An 18,700-nucleotide genomic window follows, 5' to 3' on the forward strand; every position below is an offset into this window, starting at 1 on the left:
AATAGGATTAGTTTTTCTTCAGTACAATTTGTTCGTTTTGTTTGGCAATCATTCTGGTATATAACTCTCTTAGCGTAATATAGTCATCCGCTGAAAATATTGGTCTGACAAGCGTGAATTGGCTCATTACTTCTACTTTCCCATTTTCTGCTTTTATCGTGTATTGATATCTGCCTTTATTCTCAGGTAGTGTTACGGAAATAGAGGCAGGCATACTTTCCACTGAATAATTGACAGGAAGAGTATATTTTGCAATCACCAACTCCTGAATATTATAGCCTAAATCAACAGGATATTGTCTATCAGCTTTGGTAAAAGGGTTTACCTGTTGAGTTTTCCATAGCAAAGGCTGAATAAAGATTCTTTCTCCTGCAATAGTATAAGCTTCATTTACTTTTGTTTCACACTCTATCCGGGCTTCCTTCGCTTCATTTTCTTTATAAGTAAATATAGGGTCTTCAAATGATGGATATATGTTTTTGAGACTCTCCATATACTTATCCTGACCTACTCGCTCAATCTCAGCCTTTTTTTCGGTACTAGCATAGCCTAAATAAGACTCGAAAAATTGTCCTTTTAATTGTTGCTCTTCTTCTATCGAAAAAGTCAGGAAAGTAGTAGTCTGTTTTTTGTTTGTCGGCGTTAACGACACCCATCTTGGTTTTTTCGAGATAAGCCAGCCACGCTCGTTCAGGCATCGTTTGGGCAACATATTCATTTTAACATACCTATCCGTGGCATCCAGAAGAAAATCTTTCCCATTAACTACAAGCTGAGCAATGCTATAATTGAACCGGTCAAGCAATGCTATATCAGGAATTAATTTCCCGTTGGCGCGGGTACTTAAAACTACCGGATTAGCATCAAAGCCTAATTCCTGTAAAACACCTACCAATATCAAATTGATTTCTGCCGAATTGCCCGATTTCTTTTCATAAACATCTTCCAGCTTTTCGGTAGCCATTAATCGGTTTTCTCCATTCCAAGTGATTGTATTTCTGATATGTTCATACGCTGCACTTACAAGCGTAAGGGTATCCTTGGTATTTGATTGCGCTAATATATCTGCACTGATTTTTCTGGCTGTTTTACCGAATTTCCTTAATGCTACACCAAAGTCAGGATATTCCAAAAGCGTCTTGGTTACATCATTATAGGTTATAGAGTAATTACGCTCACCAGAGGTAGGGAAAATTGTTTTAGCCAATTCAAAGTGAATAGAACTTCTGTAATCTTCCACAGTAGTCATATAATCATCTTCTCTTATGGCAGGCACATCCTGCATGGCAAAGTGATAAGAAAGATAAGGATCTTCTATTAAACGCCCACGTTCATCGGACCTTGACCAAAATACGCTTTTTCCATCTTTAACCTCTTTTATAGCAAAAGGTTGAAAGCCAAAATAAGTAAGTTTGAAATCAAAATATCCTGGAATAATGGCTTTAATAGCACTCCATACCACAGGTATTGACTTCTGGAATTTCCATGTACGTAAATAATACCAAAGAGGAGATTGTATTTTATAGGTTAGCTCAATCACTGAACCTTCTTTAACTTGTGGAAAGGCAATCTTTATATCTCTGTATTTGCTTGACGATTTCTCTTCAAAAACAGAGGTCTTTTTAAGTTCTGTAACCACAACACCCCCATCTTCAAGGTTATAAGTGAAACCTTTAATATCTTTTACGATTTCCTGCTTATCAGGATTAGAGTCCCAGAAAAATGGGATATTTATACTTGCCCATCTTAATCCTGACTTTCTAAGAATTTTTATTCTCTGATGAAAGATATAATTAACTGTTAGACCTGAATTAAAGTCATATTCATAGCTTCCATAATCGTATAATACTACGGCGTCAACAGATGAATCTTTTGCGTAAGATTTCATCGTTACATCTTCCATATTATATTCTCCGAATTTGACTTTAGGTTCCGGAATGAGCTGTGCAGAAATGAAATGGGAATAGGTAGTCAACAATAGCAAAACTGCAATTTTCTTCATAAAAGGTAGTTAACGTTTAGATAGTCAATAGCAAAGAACAAATATCAAATAATTATTTTATCACTTCAAAACAATAGGTATGATTTTTTAACCTTTCTTTACAAGTACGTATAATTATAGGCAAAAATAGCGCCAATTTGGCATAAGTACACAAAAAAATAAGGGCATTTTTCTATTTAAGAAAAATGCCCTTATTCTAAAATTTATAAGACAATTAGTTAATAACTGCTTTAATTACCACCGGTTGGTGATCTGATGGGTAGCGTTGCTCTTTTGCATCTGTCAATACTCCATATTTCAAAACACTGATACGTTTATCTGTAAAAATATAATCAATTCTGTTTTTCATAGGTGCATCAAATTTGAAGGCATTGAATGTACCCTCAGGGCCATACGGAGGCATCGCACTAACATTGTGCGAATCATTCAGAATAGTTTGAATTTCTTTCACTTGCTCGGTTTCAGGCGTAGAGTTTAAATCTCCTACACATATAACAGGTGCATCTTTAGCTATTTCCTGAATCTTTTTTACCATCAGTTTACCTGATTGGCGGCGGGCTTCAACTCCCTGGTGGTCGAAATGCACGCTGAAGAAATAGAAATCTTTTTTGGTCTTTAAGTCTTTGAACTTTGCCCATGAGCATATTCTATTACAACACGTTGCATCCCATCCTTTGCCCGGTTTATCTGGTGTCTCGCTCAACCAGAAATCGCCCGATTTCAATACTTTGAATCTATCTGTTCTGTAAAAAATGGCGGAATGCTCGCCCGCTTGCTTGCCATCATCGCGACCGCTTCCTAAAAATGCAAAATTCTTTAGTTCGGCGATGTCTTCTAATTGACCACGTAAGCCCTCTTGAATACCGAAAATGTCAAATTCGTGAAAGCTGATAAGCGCTTTAACCATTTCTTTCCGATTTGGCCAGGCATTTACTCCATCATTGGCAGTATTATACCTCAAATTGTAAGATGCTACATTAATGGGTGCGTTTTTTTGTGAGAATCCGACAGAGGAGAGCAGAAGACCACAAAGCAGAAAAATGAAAGGTAATTTCATAGTAAATGGTGTAGGTTTTGTTGGTTGAAAATTGAATCATGATATAAATGTGTGACCCTTATATCAGGCACAAAGTAAAGCATAGATTATCAATTCCTATAAAAAACTACGATTAATTTCCTTGCTGCTTCTTAATAATTTCATAAAGATAAAAGGGCTGGCCACGCTATATGCCAACCCCATATCTGACTAAACTGTATACCTATAAATAAAAAGACTAATTTTTGCCGACATTCAATTTTACTGTATCTGCACTGATACCAGTAAAAATTCCCAGGCCATTGATAATACTTGATGGTGGCGTGCTCAGGTTCTGTGTAGTTGTACCACTTGACTGATAAAGTGCCGAATAATCAGGGTTAATGCGGTACAATATCACATCATAATTCCCGAAATATTCAAGGCTTTGGGGCTGAATATTGTTATGTGTCCCTAAAAGTGGCTCATTAGTAAATCTGAACCTGAAAGTAGGGAATTCAGAGCCAGTTGGTGGAATAATAATTTGCTGAGGCTCAGCCTCTGTATTTTCTACCGCAATAAAATGATATACATTTTCAGGGTTACTCCACGACAATTCTACTGGTGTATTATCATTCCCGCCTAAACCACCCGGCCCGCCTAGGAATCCTCCACTTGATAAATTTACCTGAGTACGATAAATTTGATGAGTACTGATGGTAAAACCTAGAGGTTTTTCAGGAATCTCAGTTTCTCCACTTACTACCCTGTCTTGGTATTCAAACTCCATTTTGTATTTTGTAGGTGCTTTCTCTATTAGTTCGTTGCTGTCAGAGATATATACTCCACTGCCTACTGATTTCAGGATAAATACTTTGCCAGAACTGCTTATAATTTTAATGCTAAGGCCATCAATGGGTTCTGATACGCCTTCTGATGTTTCGGCATAAGGTATTTCTGTATACACTTTCATACTGACGGGTTGGCCTGGTGCCAGATAGGCCTCTATAATGGGCTTTTCTCTGGGGTTTACCACATCATTGACATCTGTACAACTGATAATGCAGGTGAAGGTGAATAGAGTTTGCAGGATACTATATATCTTTTTCATTGTCTTTCTAATATTATTTTAGTTTCCATGATAGTGTAACATTCGGCGTAAAACCAAGGTAGTTGACGTTAGTCGTCTGTAAGACTGTCAAATCATCATCTGTAATTACCTGGAATCTTTTATACCAGACATTGGTACGATTATATAGGTTGAAAACCGAGAAACCTACATTGAATTTTGGGCTGAAATTATAAGTAGCCGAGATATCCAAACGATGATAAGCTGGAAAACGATTGGCATTTTTATCAGATGGATTGGTAAAGTTTCTGACGGTTCCGTCTAATAGTGTCACCTGATAAGCGCCCAGAATAGAAGTGTAAGGTCGACCGCTGGAATAAATCCAGGTAGCGGCAAAATCCCATTTCTTGTATTTATATGAGCCAATGATTTTAAACTGATGCCTTACGTCCTGATCTGAATAATAAGGTTTGTCAGAAAACGCTGCAATACTGCGTTTGGCTTCTGCCAAAGTATAGCCTATCCAACCATTAAAATCACCGAATTTCTTTTGTATCAAGATATCTACCCCATTGATAGTTTCATCTCCATTAAAGAATGTTTCGCTGGCTGTTAACATCCGGTTGAGTTGAGGTACAAAGCGCAAGGTATATTCGGTGATATCAGTACTCTTTTTCTGATAAAATTCTACATCTATCAGATAGTCAGATGTTTCGTAGCTTCCTCCTAGAATCAAATGTTTTGATTTGGTTACTGGAAGTGTGGTTGAATTAGATAAAACCCAGAAATTGCGATTCCCTTGAGAGATGTCTTCGCGGTTAATCTGTTTTACAAACTGGTAATAAATACCTGCAGCTCCCTTGAGTTTGAGTTTAGGAGTAACATTAAAATTGGCTGAGATTCTAGGCTCAAAATAGCTTTTTTGGGTTACGTCAAAGTAGTTCATCCTGATACCCGGATTGATATGCAGTCTGGTATCAAATAACCTGATCTGGTCCTGGATATAGGCAGTGTACAGGCTTCCGGTATCGTCTCTGTCTAATACCTTGATTGTATCATTCTGGCTATAAGTATATTTGATATTGTTTCTGGTCGCCTGCAAGCCAAAGTCAAACTGATTGTCAGGAATAGGTTTCCATTCAAAATCTACTTTAGCTGTAACATCAGATAAATTATTATCTTCTATCTGGCCTATTCTCACATCTCTGTCTACGCTATCCCTTGTAATAGTCATCTGACGGCTGTTATCTCTATTACTGTAGTAGTTTGAATAGCTTATGAGAGCATTGCTATAGAATTTCTCATTCCATTGTCTCGACCATTTCAGACTTCCTCCCAGGTTCCCCCAGTTAGAAATATCATTAGTGGCCGTATTAAAACCTCTACCTCCGAAACCACCACCACCCCCTCCACCTGGAGGGCCAAAACCTGTCAAACTCGAACTACTCGAATTATCCATATTATCCGTGCCGTTATAAAGGCTCAGGGAGAATATATCTCTTTTGGTTGGCCGGAAGGTCAGTTTTGAGTTTAAATCATAGAAATATGAACTGGCCACCTGCTCTTGTCCGAACGAGCTGAACGGATTGCGGCCTGATCCACCAGGCAGGTTGCCCGTCTGTGTATTCTGAGTGGTATTTTCGGTAGTAAATCTTTCAAATAATTTTTTGTAGAGAGGTCCTTTCCATGAGCGACGTGCAGCTACCAGAAAGGTCCATTTATCCTTAATAGGTGTTTCAATATACCCGTTGATGCTCAATAAACTTACATCGGCTCCGGCATTAAATTCCTTTTTATTTCCTTCTTTACCGGTTATCTCTGCTACTGCTGAAATCCTTCCGCCGAATTTAGCATCAAAACCACCTTTGTAAAGCTGGATATCTTTGATGGCATTGTAATTAAAAGCAGAAAAGAAGCCAAAAAGGTGGTCTACATGATAAACTGTGAAACCATCATAAAGAACCAGCGTCTGGTCAGGAGTACCTCCGCGCACATATAAACCAGAAGATGATTCGTTAGAAGCACTTACCCCGGGCATTAACTGAAAAGCTCTGAAAGGGTCTCTTTCTCCCACATTGGGTAGCCTGGAGATATTACGAGGAGTCATTTTAATCATACCCACTACCTCATTGGCTTTTAATACTTCGGTTTTCTTTTCAGTTACCGTTACTTCTTCTAATACCCCAGTGGCCGGGTCTATTTCAATTTTTAAATCCTCCAGATTTACTTTGGGATTCAAGTGAAACAGACGGGTAAGAAAACCTACATAACTCACTTCAAGCGTAACGGTATCTGATGGTACTTTTAGTAGCGTAAAATACCCGTCAACATTGGTCTGACTACCCGTTTTGGTGTTTTTGATTGTTACAGTAGCAAAAGGAAGATTCTCTCCATTAGTTGCATCTATTACCCTACCTGTCAGTGTGAAATCGCTTTTAGTTGGTTTACCTTCAAATTTCACATCTGCTATTGTTTCTATCTTTTTATTTTTCCCTACTACATGTATTATATCGCTTTCATCGACATAAAACTTTAAGGGTATTTTCTTAAAAATGGCTTTGAGTCCATCCTGAAAAGTTTCATTGGCAAACCAATAGGTAATATTATAAGGTTTTAGCTCTGCTTTATCATAAACTAATTTGATAGGATACTTCTTTTCCATATCGGCCAATACATTGGCCAATGGAATATTATTGAAGAATTCGTCTTTTATCAGCGGGTTGTTCACCGTAGGTTTTTTAGAGTTTTGGGCGTAAGACCCGCCAGTCAGGCAAATCCACAAAAAAATCAATGAAAAGTAGGATAGTCTTTTTCTCATAGGGGCATTTAAATTAGTTCATCGTCAAGGACGTAGACTTACTAATTTCAGATGCCTGTCTTTTGTGAAGTGTAGAGAGTTGAAAGATTTGTGTAGATTTAGAAACTCATTTGTCTAGTCTTGTTTGTATTTTAATTGAAAATCTTCCAGAAATCTTCTGCCAATCGGAATTTCCTGTTTGTCTACCAACAATTTAGTCTTTTGAAAAGAAATGATTTTATCTAACGAAACAATGTAAGATTGATGTACCCTGCAAAACTGGCTGTGAACCAGTTTACTCTCAATTGTCTTCAGATTCATGCGGGTTAAGATGGGTTTGGGCGTGTCTCTAATGAATATTTTCACATAATCCTTCAATCCTTCAATATATAGTATATTGTCATAAAAAAGCTTTATCTGTTTGTATTCCGAGTGAATAAAGAAGAATAAACGTTCTTCGACTACTAATGGTATCTCATCTTTTGCCCGCAATAAATGCAATTCAAAAGCCCTGTTAACTGCTTTTAGAAAACGCTCGAAAGGAACAGGTTTAAGTAAATAATCGACGATGCTTAAATCATATCCTTCAATGGCATATTGATCATAAGCCGTGGTAAAAACCACCATCAGAGGATATGTAAGGCGTCTTAAGAACTGTGTTCCTGTGAGAGTTTGCATTTGAATATCTAGAAACATCAGATCAACTGTATTTTCTTTCAGAAACTGTTCAGCCTCTAAGGCATTGGAGAACACCTTTATTAGTTCAAGAAAGGGTATTTTCAGAATATCATCTGCTATTATCTGCAAAGCAAAGGGTTCATCGTCAATGGCTATACACCTGATTTTCTCTTTAGTTGTTTGTTTCAGCATCAGCGAGCATTATGGTTAAATCTATACTAAAATATCTTCCAATGTTCACGATGTTCAACTCATGTCTACCGGGATAATGCAGCATTAAACGCTTTTCAACATTCTGTATACCGATACCTGAATCTTCACCGTTTGGAAGGAAGTTATTAGCAAAGACGGGATTTTTGACAAAGAGGTTGAGTTTGTCTCCGTCAATCTTTAACCTTATTTCTATCTGGCTTTCATTCTGGCTATGTAAACCGTATTTAAAGGCGTTTTCAACAAAGGGAATAAATAGTAATGGCTCAATATTCCATCGTTTAATGTCTCCTGCATAAGTAAATATTACCTCATTTTTTTCGGTTAATCTCATTTTCTGCAGCTCGATATAGTTCTGCAGGTAGTTAAGTTCCTGCTCAAGAGATACTTTATCGTGCTTAGCCTGATAAATCATATATCGCAATAATTGCGATAATTTTACGACTGAATCTTCAGTCTTATCTGATTTCTGCCGGGCCAGCCAGCGGATATTATTAAGGGTATTGAACAAAAAATGGGGACTGATTTGTAGTTTTAACACCGCTAATTCAGCAGCAGTTTTCTCTAAAGCTATCTGTTGCTTTTCTTCTTTATGAATGGCGTGTTCTTTTATCAGAGCTAATAGTGAACTGGCTAATATGACCAAAGAAAATGACAAGGTTGTTCTGAAAAGAAAAGGCAAAGGGATGAATAAGAATAATAGAGACTCTCTGCGCCTGAATCCAGGTATATCTGGTCGGGGAAATTTCTCAAAATAAGGTTTTACGAAAGTGTCGAAGGTAAACTTATTCAATAATAGCATCAAAATGAATATGGCAATGAGATAAATAACAAAAGCTGCAATATTCTTTTTGATAAATAAATTAGGCGTAAGAAAACTTAGATTGAAATAAAAAATAACAATCAGCACTACATCATTGATAAGCTGAGAAATGACAAATGACGAGAAATTGGCCTGGCGAAAGGCGTTGAAATTTCCATTAGGGGTTGTCAGAAAGGGCATGATAATAAAAACTATCCAACCAATAATATGTAGCCAAATGGAGTAGCGTTTCAGGAATTTCATCAATACGGGATTAGGGTCATATACATCAAACCGTAAACTAATGCCGATTGATACAAGCAAAAGCATAAAAGTACCAATCTGTATATGATTGAGTTAATTGTGTAGATAAGTGTAAGTAATAAAAGATTTCAGGTTTTTGTTGGGTATATTGGCACAATTCCGTAAATTTTCTACACTTTGTTACCAATTCGAGAGACTTCTCGTCTATGTGAGTAGAGAACTATTGAAACACCAATATAAAAGAATTATTTGCTTCTGCTATCCAATGCGGATAAGAGTAAATCTTATTATTGCTGTAAAATTTGTACTCATTATACCTAACCAGACAAAATCACAATATGAAAAAACACTTTTTTCTCTTAATTACTCTATTACCTCTGGCTGGATTAGCCCAGGAAAGGAATATTAATCTCTGGACTGGCATTAGTGTGACTAAAAGTATTACCAAGAAAATATCATTAGAGGCAGATGCCCAATGGCGGGTGACTAATAATCTGACAACAACGGGTTCGTATATAGGAGAATTAGGAGCAGGGTATAAATTTAATAAGCATTGGGAAGTTAGTGCATTTTACCGTTTTATCAGTCGCAGAAAGTATGATAAGGGAGACGAAATGTATGTATTTAAACCATATCATCGTTTTTATGCCAATCTTACTTATGATCATAAAATTGCCCTTCTAAAACTCACCTACCGCTTGCGCTATCAGAACCAGTTTAAAGATGATAATGGCACACTAGAAAATGATAAGAGTTATTTAAGGAATAGGTTAGAACTCGCCTACCCTAACAAAAGCAAATTTACACCTGCCCTATCGGCTGATTTGTTTTATCGAATGGGCGAGAAATTTGATGAAGTGCGCTATAAAGTAGATGTGGATTATAAAATCAATAAAAAGAATACAATTACTTTGGGAGGCTTCATCTCGCATGAATTTGATGATACGGCATTAGATGATTTTACGCTTCAACTTACTTATAAATTAAAATTATAATACATACATCAATCTTAAGTTTATCCAAAGCTACGGAGCATTTCTATGGCTTTATTATTATATAATTAATCTCAGATTTTTATTGAGTTAATCAAGAATTATTAATGTGATACAATAAAGGGTAATGAAAATTCGCTATTAAAAAAAGTGATTATTAATAAAGTGGGTGGTTTGGTACAGAGGTATTGGAAAATTGATTAAGCGGCGTTAGGATAAGATTATCACATAAATAGTGCAATTATTTCTTAGTATATATATAATAGTTTAAGGAATCTTCTCCTGAATGTTAATTTTAATCTTTTTTTATCGAAAAGTTTGCGAGTGTCGTTCTAAAAATCTACTTTCGCAATCAGTTGATTATCAATCAATTATCTGTCCCTAAAACTAACCCCTAATAAAGTATAAATAAAATGGAATTCCGTACTGAAATTGAAGTGAGCCCTTCTCGCTTCCATATCGGCACAGACTCCAAGATAATGACCGTTGGTTCTTGTTTCTCCGAGGTCATTGGAAGTCAATTAGCCGATAATAAGATACAATGCTTATGTAATCCCTACGGGACTGTTTTTAATCCTTCTTCTATTTTTAAGTTGGTCAGTAATAGTCTGCAAAGTCAACCGATCTATAAACACCTGATGGTTGAAAGCTCAGGCATCTGGCAGCATTATGATTACCATTCAAAATTCTATGCTAATTCTAGAGAAGAATTAGAAGATTTGCTAAACCAGACCAACAAAAAAGCGCAACAATTTTTAAGAAAAGCTAATTTCCTGATTGTTACACTGGGCACATCTATCGTTCATCAGTTGAAAGAAAATGGTTTGCCAGTAGCCAATTGTCATAAAGCTCCTGCATCTAATTTCAAGAAAGAGATGCTAAGTATAAAAGATATTACCATGCGTTTCCGCTCAATGTATGAGCTGCTGAAAATGCATAATAATAAAATCAAGATTTTGCTGACTGTAAGCCCTGTAAGACATACCCGTGAAACCTTGCAGTTGAATTCGGTTAGTAAAAGCATTCTTCGTACTGCTTGCTACCATATTGAGCAGGACTTTAATGATGTACATTATTTCCCGAGCTATGAAATCATGATGGATGATCTGCGGGATTACCGCTTCTATAAAGCAGACATGATTCATCCGAATGAGCAAGCGGAAAAGTATATTTTCGAGAAATTCTCTGAAACATATTTCACTGCAGACCTGAATAGTTTCATGAAAGAATGGCATAAGGTAAAAATGTCATTAGACCATCGCCCTATTCAGACTGATACACCTGCTCATCAAAAATTCCTTGCTGATTTATTGGCTAAATTAGATGGTTATAGCGATAAATTTGACGTATCGAGCGAGAAGGAGAAAGTACTTTCGCAGTTAGTAGCTGCGTAATTTCCATAAAATTTTAGCATAACTGACATAAGCTTGCTTACCTTTGTAAGCAATTGTGTCAGTTTTTGTATTAACCTATCTTCAGTCTTCGCCATGCAAGAGAAATCTTCCGGAAAAATTACTTTTTTGGACGCCCAATGGCGTAAATTGCTCATGGCTAATTATGAGGTTTCACCAGAAACCTTACAAAAGTATCTACCCTACAGAACAGAACTAGACCTGTGGAATAATCGCTGCTATGTGAGTCTGGTTGGGTTTCTGTTTGTAGAGACAAAGGTACTGGGTATTAAATTTCCTTTTCATACCAATTTCGAAGAAGTAAATCTTCGTTTTTATGTGCGTTATAATGATAATGGCACCTGGAAACGAGGGGTGGTATTCATTAAGGAAATTGTGCCTAAATTTATGATTACATTGGTAGCGAATACTGTTTATAACGAGAATTATGCTACACATGCCTGTAAGCATGAAATCACTGAAAGCAATTCGGAATTATTTGTGAAATATTCATTGAAATCAAAAAGCGGTTGGAATCATCTGCAAGCTACTGCCAATAATCAATCTCATGCCATACTGCCTGATAGTGAAGAAGAGTTTATTACAGAACATTATTGGGGTTATGCCAGATATTCTGAAAAAAAAACCAATGAATATGAAGTGACCCATCCTCGCTGGAATGTTTATCCGGTTAAGGATTATCAAATACAATGCAATTTCAGTGAACTTTATGGCCCTGATTTCGCTTTTCTAAAAGACACTAAACCTACTTCTGTTCTATTAGCTGAGGGCTCTGAAATCTCAGTATTAAAAGGGAAAACAATAAAATAATGCTTTCCTTGCTGAATCGGAGAAGTACGACAAAAGTATTTACGAACTAATTTGCACTCCATGGGAGAATTTACTATCACCAAAGAAAAGATACTTCAAGCACTAAGTACGGTTGAAGAGCCGGATTTAAAAAAAGACCTGGTTACGTTGAATATGATTCGCGACATTGTTGTCGGAGTCAATCAGGTTACTTTTACAGTTGTCCTGACTACCCCTGCCTGCCCATTAAAAGAACTTATCAGAAAAAGCTGTGTAGAGGCCATTCATAATCTGCTTAGCAAAGATATACAGGTAACTATCAATATGACGGCAGATGTTACTTCAATCAGAAGTAATGCGCCAATGCTGGAAGGTGTAAAAAATATCATTGCCATTTCATCGGGTAAAGGTGGTGTTGGTAAATCGACGGTTACTGTCAATTTAGCCATGGCATTGAAGAAATCAGGCGCTAGAGTGGGTATTATTGATGCTGATATTTCAGGACCATCTATCCCCTTGATGTTTGGAGCTGAAACCATGCAGCCTTTGATTTCTCAGAAAAATGGCAAAAACATGATTTCTCCTATTATGCAATATGGCATAAAGATGATATCCATTGGTTTCTTAACTCCACCGGATAGTGCCGTAGTATGGCGTGGGCCAATGGCCAGCCAGGCATTACGTCAGTTTTTTGGGGATGTTGATTGGGGTGAATTAGATTATATTCTGATAGATTTACCTCCGGGAACAAGTGATATTCACTTGACATTAGTTCAGACAGTTCCGCTTACTGGTGCTGTGGTAGTAACAACTCCGCAGAAAGTGGCATTAGCTGATGTAAACAAGGGGATTTCGATGTTTCGTCAACCGCAAATCAATGTACCAATTCTGGGTATAGTAGAAAACATGGCCTACTTCACTCCTGCCGAATTACCTGATAATAAGTACTTCTTATTTGGGAAAGATGGTGGGAAAGAAATGGCAGATAAATATAATGTACCTTTATTAGGTCAAATCCCTATTGTACAGAGCATACGGGAAGGTGGTGATGAAGGGCGTCCGGTTATGATGGATGAAGAACCTATTACCAGCGAGGCATTTAAAGCTACAGCAGAAGCGTTAGCACAGCAAGTTGCTATAAGAAATGCCTCAGGTCAAAAGACAGCTCGGGTAGAGATCAGATAAAAAATGAAAGCCTTCAAGTTTACGCTTGAAGGCTTTTTAATTACTCTTCGTCTTTCTCAACCGATTGATTGTTTTCGTCAACAATTACAAAAACGGTTTCTCCGGTCTTTTTCATGAGATATTTCTCACGGGCAAATTTCTCCATCGCATCAGCATTACCCATTACCTCTTTTTCTTCTTCTTTCACTTTTTTAAGGGCATCAACATAGTATTGTTTCTCATCTTCAATTTCCCGGTATTTTTGCCATAGTTGGAACTGAGAAATGAGATTACTGCCATCAAAGAAAGCTATCCAGATTAATAGAACAAAGGTAGTAAGCACATAAAAGCGATACTTGTGCAAAAAAGCAGGAACGTAAATTTTCATAGACTTATAAAGCTTGGCGTCTTTGAATAAACGTAAAAGTTTAGTCCAAAGATTTGAATTAGGAATTGTTAAAGCACGATTTTGATTCAAATGTATAAATTCAAAGCAAAAAAACAAAAAGCACCGAAACAATTTTCTTGTCTGGTGCTTTTTGCCTGTAATATTTCAGGTATTAGAACTTCAAACCAGGGAAGTAGGCCATTTCACCTAATTCTTCTTCTATACGAAGTAATTGGTTGTATTTAGCCATACGGTCTGAACGAGAAGCCGAACCAGTTTTGATTTGGCCTGTGTTTAAAGCTACTGCCAGGTCAGCAATAGTAGAGTCCTCAGTTTCGCCTGAACGGTGAGACATGATGCTCTTATATTTGTTTCTATGTGCAAGGTTAACCGCGTTGATTGTCTCAGTTAATGAACCAATTTGGTTTACTTTAACCAGTATAGCGTTAGCAATACCTTTGTCAATTCCTTCTTGTAAACGGTTTACGTTGGTTACGAAAAGGTCATCACCTACTAACTGACATTTGCTACCAATTAATCTGGTTTGTTCTGCCCAGCCACCCCAATCGTCTTCTGCCATACCGTCTTCAATTGAGATAATCGGATATTTATTTACCCAGGTTTCCCAATAGGCAGCCATTTCATGAGACGTCAATTGTTTGCCGTCAGATTTTTTGAAAGTATACAATCCTGTTTCTGCATTGTAGAATTCAGAAGCAGCAGCATCCATAGCGATGAATACATCTTCACCTGGTTTGAAGCCTGCTTTCTCAATTGATTGCAATACGATTTCGATAGCCTCTTCGTTCGATTTGATGTTTGGTGCAAAACCACCTTCGTCACCTACGTTAGTTGAATAACCTTTCGATTTCAATACCTTTTTCAAATTATGGAAAATCTCAGTACCCATTTGAAGCGCTTGCGAGAATGACTCAGCTTTAGCAGGCATTACCATGAACTCCTGGAAATCGATTGAGTTATCAGCATGTGAACCACCGTTCAGGATGTTCATCATGGGTACAGGCAAAGTATTTGCATTTACGCCACCCAAGTAGCGGAATAAAGACAAACCCGCTTCGAAAGCAGCGGCTTTAGCTACTGCTAATGAAACACCTAGAATAGCATTTGCTCCTAAGTTACCTTTGTTTGAGGTACCATCAAGGTCTATCATGATTTTGTCAATCAATCCTTGTTCGAAAACATTTGCTCCTAAGATTTCAGGCGCTATTGTATTATTTACGTTAGCAACGGCTTTCAATACACCTTTACCTACGTAGGTTTTAGGATCATCATCTCTTAATTCAACTGCTTCATGTACACCTGTTGAGGCACCTGAAGGTACAGCGGCACGTCCCAAATAACCGTTGTCGGTTAGAATATCTACCTCTACAGTAGGATTTCCTCTTGAATCAAGAATTTGTCTGGCGTGTACTCTAACAATTTGGCTCATAATTCAAAAATTAAAATTTAGAGTTATTGGTAATAAAATATAAAAAATCAAATAATAGCAATGGTTTCTTAAGAATTTGGCACAAAAGTAAAGAGAATTTTAAACAATATTCATTGTTTGTTCTTTTATCTTTTCCAATTCATCTTTCATCTGAACCACCAATCGCTGAATAACCGAGTCGTTGGCTTTAGAACCAATGGTATTTACCTCACGGCCAATTTCCTGTGCGATAAAGTTCAGACGCTTGCCATTAGAGGCTGTTTTCAGTTCTTTAACAAAGTATTCTAAATGGTTTTTTAAACGTACTTTTTCTTCTGAAATATCAAATTTTTCTACATAATAGATTAATTCCTGCTCGAAACGGTTTTGGTCAAAACTCTCGTTTTGTATCCATTCAGAGATTGCCTTTTCAATACGCTCACGTACCATCGGAATACGTTTAGGCGCTTGCTCTTCAACCTGCGCTAAAAGACTTCCAATGCTTTCGATATACTCTCTGAATTTCGCTTCGGTGTTTTTACCCTCCTGCAAACGGAACTCCTTGCATTTTGAGATAGCCAGAGTGACCGCTCCTTTTATCAGATCCCATTCTTCCTTCGCATCTGCCTCACTTAAACTATCAGTATTAAAGGCATTAGGCATCATGGTTGCCATTCTTAATAATTCGGTAGGGCTAGGCTCAAAGCCTAATTCAAGGGCAGTTTGCTTCAAATCTTTAAAATATGCTTTCACCAACGCACGATTAACAGCCGTTGAGGCAGCACTCTCGTCTTTAGGAGTGATAGACATCATAAATTCTACTTTACCTCTTTCTAACTCCTGAGTAAGTATATTTCTTATTTCAACTTCACGTTCTGAATAACCTTTGGGGATACGGCAGTAAATATCAAAAAATTTTGAGTTAAGCGATTTTATTTCGACGGTAACAGAGATTTTGGTATTCTCGAGGGTTGCCGAGCCAAAACCGGTCATTGAGTGTAGCATACAAAAAGTTTTACATCTATATATAGCTGCAAAGAACGTTAAAAAAAGGCAGTAATTGATGGTTTAAAACTAAAATTCTTATTAAAAATACCTAAGTATTAATATTAGATAGCTTCAAAAGTCTTTTTTGATATTTTGTAAGGCCTGCTCTATCCAATCAGATTCGTTATTTAGTTCGATATCAGGTATTATTCCTTTGTTCTCATATTTTAATAAGAATTTATTTGAGTCTTTCATATCGGTCATGTATACTTCGAACTTATTGCTTGGGAGTTTTTCCCAGATTCCATAATTTGAGCCATAACTAATCATGCCTTTGGTTGTCTGACCTAAAATTTTCACATTTTTCAGTTTTTTTAACCGTAAGGCAAATATTTCACCTTGGCTTATAGTGGCATTATTTACCAATACATAGATTTTATGATTACCTGCATAGCTTCTGATAAGTTTCATAAACTTCCTTGCGACTTTATCTGCTCCACCCTCATTGTTTCGCAAATCTACTATCATCGATGGAGCACTTAATCTGGTTCGGATGCTATCATAAAAGCATTTGATTGTTTTACTATGAAAGAATTTGCAGAGAAGTTCTTAATAAGCAGATATTGGGTATTTTTGGTGAGGTTTTTTAATTGAAACATGGGCGCTTCTTTAGGGAGATTCGTATAATCGATTACTGGTAGATTCTTTCTATAGATGGTTTCGGTATAAGAAAGATAGAAGTATGAGTTGATGAAGCTTTGATTTTCAAGTCTCTCATTATTATACAGAATAAAATTTTTGGTAAGCGGATGAGCATAAACGGCCTTAAAATAGTGTGGCTCATACTCATATAAATGCAAAGCTATCTGTCCTTTCTCCCAAAGATTCATTTCTTCGTGTTTATCTACAATTACTCCTATATATTCATTCGGAGTAATCCTAACAATGCCTATCTGATAATATTTATCATAATAATAAATGCCTTCTACTGAATCGGCCGATTTCTCTTTCAGCACTGTCTTCAAAGAATCAATATTGATAGAATATGAAGGAAAATCTTTAAATTCCTGGCTTGCTACATATTTCTCTATGGAGACTCTATCTTTAAAGTTAGCAAAGTCTCGCATTTGGGCTGAACTTAGGTGTCCATCATGAATTGGCATCACCAACTTAGCAAGGTTAATAAAATAATGATATGAAGTTAAGCTTGTAGTATCTTTCATTAAGCTTTCATAAAGTGTCGTATATTTTTCAAGACTCACTCCAGTTATCTGGTCTTTGTAAGATGGGGTTTTCTTAAGCAATGTATGAAGAGCCGATAAATCATGCTGATACTGTTCTTTGGTTTGGCTATACAATGGAGTTAAAGACCAAAGGGGAAAATAAAGAAAAGTGAGGAAGAGCCGCATATCTTTAAGAGGTTTAATTTGGTGAGTTGATGGTCTCTAAACTATGAGAGCTAAATTCTTATAAACTTTGAATTTAGCTCTATACAAATTAATTATTTAAGCGGCGCATCAAGTATGTTCACAACTTTCACACCTCTCTCTTTAAATATCCTGCTCATAATAGCTGCATGGTTTGCCCCTACTACAATCATTACTTTTTTGAAACCATTGGCTTTTGCACGTTCGATAGTATTATTGCACATGTCGTTGTTTCTGTGCCACCACCAGTGAAGCATCCATCCATATAAATCAGCGGGAAAAATAGAGAGTTCCTGATATTCGCTGGAATAGAAATTGATTCTGAAAAGCCATTCTGTCATTTCAGGGCCGTTCATGCCTTCGGTATGGTGAGTCATACCATAGGTTTGTATAGCATCCTTTTTTAAATAATCCATTCGCTCTTTTACAATCTTAGAAATTTCTCTGGCTCTTTTTCCTTCAGCTGACAAGGAGTCTTTTTTCAGTTGATTCAATCGGGCATAGAAGACTGAATCGGCTTTGCCCCAGGCGTCACTCCATTCATTATCCCAACGTTGTGAATCCATCGGATAGATTTTCCTCATGCCCAGCTCAACCATCATCGGGTGCGCCACATAATCATACTCATCATCTATATAAGGATTAATAGCTTCATGCAGAGAATCGACCGAGTCGGCAAAGAATTTCTTACGGGCATAATTAAATACCCCTGTATCTTTAGGGTTTTTCTGTAAATGCCTGGCAACATTCCACATCTGGTAATAACCATTGCCTGCATCTTGGCTCAAATAATAGGCAACTGCCAAATCAATCCTGTTTTTCATATCACTTGGATTTTTGTCTGCAGCTTTTTCATAACGGGCAATTATGGCAGGTAAATCCTTGTCGGCGATATTATTCTTTTGTTTCAGGCGGTCTAAGCGCTTTATTACACCTGCTTTATTCCAATAGGTTTTAATAACTTTTTCATCTTCAGGTGATAGCCACTCTCCAAAAACAGCATTAGGTTTGAAAGCCCTGATTTTGGCATGCACGGCACTCATATCCTGTTTTGGCTCAGGATTATATTGATGTGAAGCGCCAATCATTAATACTTCTAAATCTTGTGTAGGTCTTTGAGCGAAAAGCGCTAAGCCTGTTAGGTTAATGAATAGAATAAATAATAGCTCTTTCATATATACTTTTGATTTTGATTATGATGCTCAAAATTAGAATCAGTTATAATAAACCATTGTATCAAATCGTCGCAGATGCTTTTTTTACCGTCTAACCCTT

16 protein-coding genes are annotated in these 18,700 nt (G+C 36.9%); 4 read left to right on the forward strand and 12 right to left on the reverse strand.

Annotated features, from left to right (window positions below; all coding sequences use genetic code 11):
- Positions 1 to 7: 7 nt before the first annotated feature.
- The 6 genes from D0T08_RS20735 to D0T08_RS20760 form a co-directional block, all read right to left on the reverse strand.
- On the reverse strand, positions 8 to 2,002 hold the full coding sequence (locus D0T08_RS20735) for a DUF3857 domain-containing protein (protein ID WP_116984592.1): 1,995 nt from the start codon (positions 2,000 to 2,002) through the stop codon (positions 8 to 10).
- 214 nt (positions 2,003 to 2,216) lie between these two features.
- A complete protein-coding gene (locus tag D0T08_RS20740; protein ID WP_116984593.1) occupies positions 2,217 to 3,059 on the reverse strand; it encodes an endonuclease/exonuclease/phosphatase family protein in 843 nt (280 codons plus the stop codon).
- A gap of 217 nt (positions 3,060 to 3,276) precedes the next feature.
- Positions 3,277 to 4,128 (reverse strand): DUF4249 family protein, encoded by an 852-nt coding sequence (locus D0T08_RS20745; RefSeq protein WP_116984594.1) that lies wholly within the window; start codon positions 4,126 to 4,128, stop codon positions 3,277 to 3,279.
- Between the two features lie 13 nt (positions 4,129 to 4,141).
- Positions 4,142 to 6,904 (reverse strand): TonB-dependent receptor domain-containing protein, encoded by a 2,763-nt coding sequence (locus D0T08_RS20750; protein ID WP_116984595.1) that lies wholly within the window; start codon positions 6,902 to 6,904, stop codon positions 4,142 to 4,144.
- Positions 6,905 to 7,018: 114 nt separating this feature from the next.
- Positions 7,019 to 7,753: a LytTR family DNA-binding domain-containing protein gene (locus tag D0T08_RS20755; protein ID WP_116984596.1), complete on the reverse strand. Its 735-nt coding sequence runs from the start codon at positions 7,751 to 7,753 to the stop codon at positions 7,019 to 7,021.
- Positions 7,734 to 8,903 carry a sensor histidine kinase gene (locus tag D0T08_RS20760; protein ID WP_116984597.1) on the reverse strand — a complete coding sequence of 390 codons (1,170 nt, stop codon included), beginning with the start codon at positions 8,901 to 8,903 and terminating at the stop codon, positions 7,734 to 7,736. Before D0T08_RS20760 ends, D0T08_RS20755 begins: the two co-directional genes overlap by 20 nt.
- 272 nt (positions 8,904 to 9,175) lie before the next feature.
- Here D0T08_RS20760 and D0T08_RS20765 point away from each other — a divergent pair, with 272 nt between their 5' ends.
- The 4 genes from D0T08_RS20765 (at position 9,176) to D0T08_RS20780 (ending at position 13,215) form a co-directional block, all read left to right on the forward strand.
- Positions 9,176 to 9,832, forward strand: a complete 657-nt coding sequence (locus D0T08_RS20765) for a DUF2490 domain-containing protein (protein WP_116984598.1) — start codon at positions 9,176 to 9,178, stop codon at positions 9,830 to 9,832.
- Between the two features lie 410 nt (positions 9,833 to 10,242).
- Complete coding sequence (locus D0T08_RS20770; RefSeq protein WP_116984599.1) at positions 10,243 to 11,223, forward strand: GSCFA domain-containing protein; 981 nt, start codon at positions 10,243 to 10,245, stop codon at positions 11,221 to 11,223.
- A gap of 93 nt (positions 11,224 to 11,316) precedes the next feature.
- Positions 11,317 to 12,051 carry a YqjF family protein gene (locus tag D0T08_RS20775; RefSeq protein WP_199538198.1) on the forward strand — a complete coding sequence of 245 codons (735 nt, stop codon included), beginning with the start codon at positions 11,317 to 11,319 and terminating at the stop codon, positions 12,049 to 12,051.
- Between the two features lie 60 nt (positions 12,052 to 12,111).
- Positions 12,112 to 13,215: an Mrp/NBP35 family ATP-binding protein gene (locus D0T08_RS20780; protein ID WP_116984600.1), complete on the forward strand. Its 1,104-nt coding sequence runs from the start codon at positions 12,112 to 12,114 to the stop codon at positions 13,213 to 13,215.
- 40 nt (positions 13,216 to 13,255) lie between these two features.
- Here D0T08_RS20780 and D0T08_RS20785 read toward each other — a convergent pair whose 3' ends face one another.
- The 6 genes from D0T08_RS20785 to D0T08_RS20810 all read right to left on the reverse strand — a co-directional run bounded on the left by D0T08_RS20785 (position 13,256) and on the right by D0T08_RS20810 (position 18,600).
- On the reverse strand, positions 13,256 to 13,582 hold the full coding sequence (locus tag D0T08_RS20785) for a septum formation initiator family protein (RefSeq protein WP_116984648.1): 327 nt from the start codon (positions 13,580 to 13,582) through the stop codon (positions 13,256 to 13,258).
- A gap of 172 nt (positions 13,583 to 13,754) precedes the next feature.
- Positions 13,755 to 15,032 (reverse strand): phosphopyruvate hydratase, encoded by a 1,278-nt coding sequence (eno, locus tag D0T08_RS20790; RefSeq protein WP_116984601.1) that lies wholly within the window; start codon positions 15,030 to 15,032, stop codon positions 13,755 to 13,757.
- A 99-nt stretch (positions 15,033 to 15,131) separates the two neighbouring features.
- Positions 15,132 to 16,016, reverse strand: coding sequence for a YicC/YloC family endoribonuclease (locus tag D0T08_RS20795; RefSeq protein WP_116984602.1), 885 nt, complete (start codon positions 16,014 to 16,016; stop codon positions 15,132 to 15,134).
- 114 nt (positions 16,017 to 16,130) lie between these two features.
- Positions 16,131 to 16,526 (reverse strand): S41 family peptidase, encoded by a 396-nt coding sequence (locus D0T08_RS20800; RefSeq protein WP_116984603.1) that lies wholly within the window; start codon positions 16,524 to 16,526, stop codon positions 16,131 to 16,133.
- An 11-nt stretch (positions 16,527 to 16,537) separates the two neighbouring features.
- Positions 16,538 to 17,407 (reverse strand): hypothetical protein, encoded by an 870-nt coding sequence (locus D0T08_RS20805; RefSeq protein WP_147322823.1) that lies wholly within the window; start codon positions 17,405 to 17,407, stop codon positions 16,538 to 16,540.
- Between the two features lie 92 nt (positions 17,408 to 17,499).
- Positions 17,500 to 18,600: a DUF5694 domain-containing protein gene (locus D0T08_RS20810; protein WP_116984605.1), complete on the reverse strand. Its 1,101-nt coding sequence runs from the start codon at positions 18,598 to 18,600 to the stop codon at positions 17,500 to 17,502.
- Positions 18,601 to 18,700 lie beyond the last annotated feature (100 nt).

This window comes from Emticicia sp. C21, from assembly GCF_003418935.1.
In the GTDB taxonomy this organism is placed as follows: domain Bacteria; phylum Bacteroidota; class Bacteroidia; order Cytophagales; family Spirosomataceae; genus Emticicia.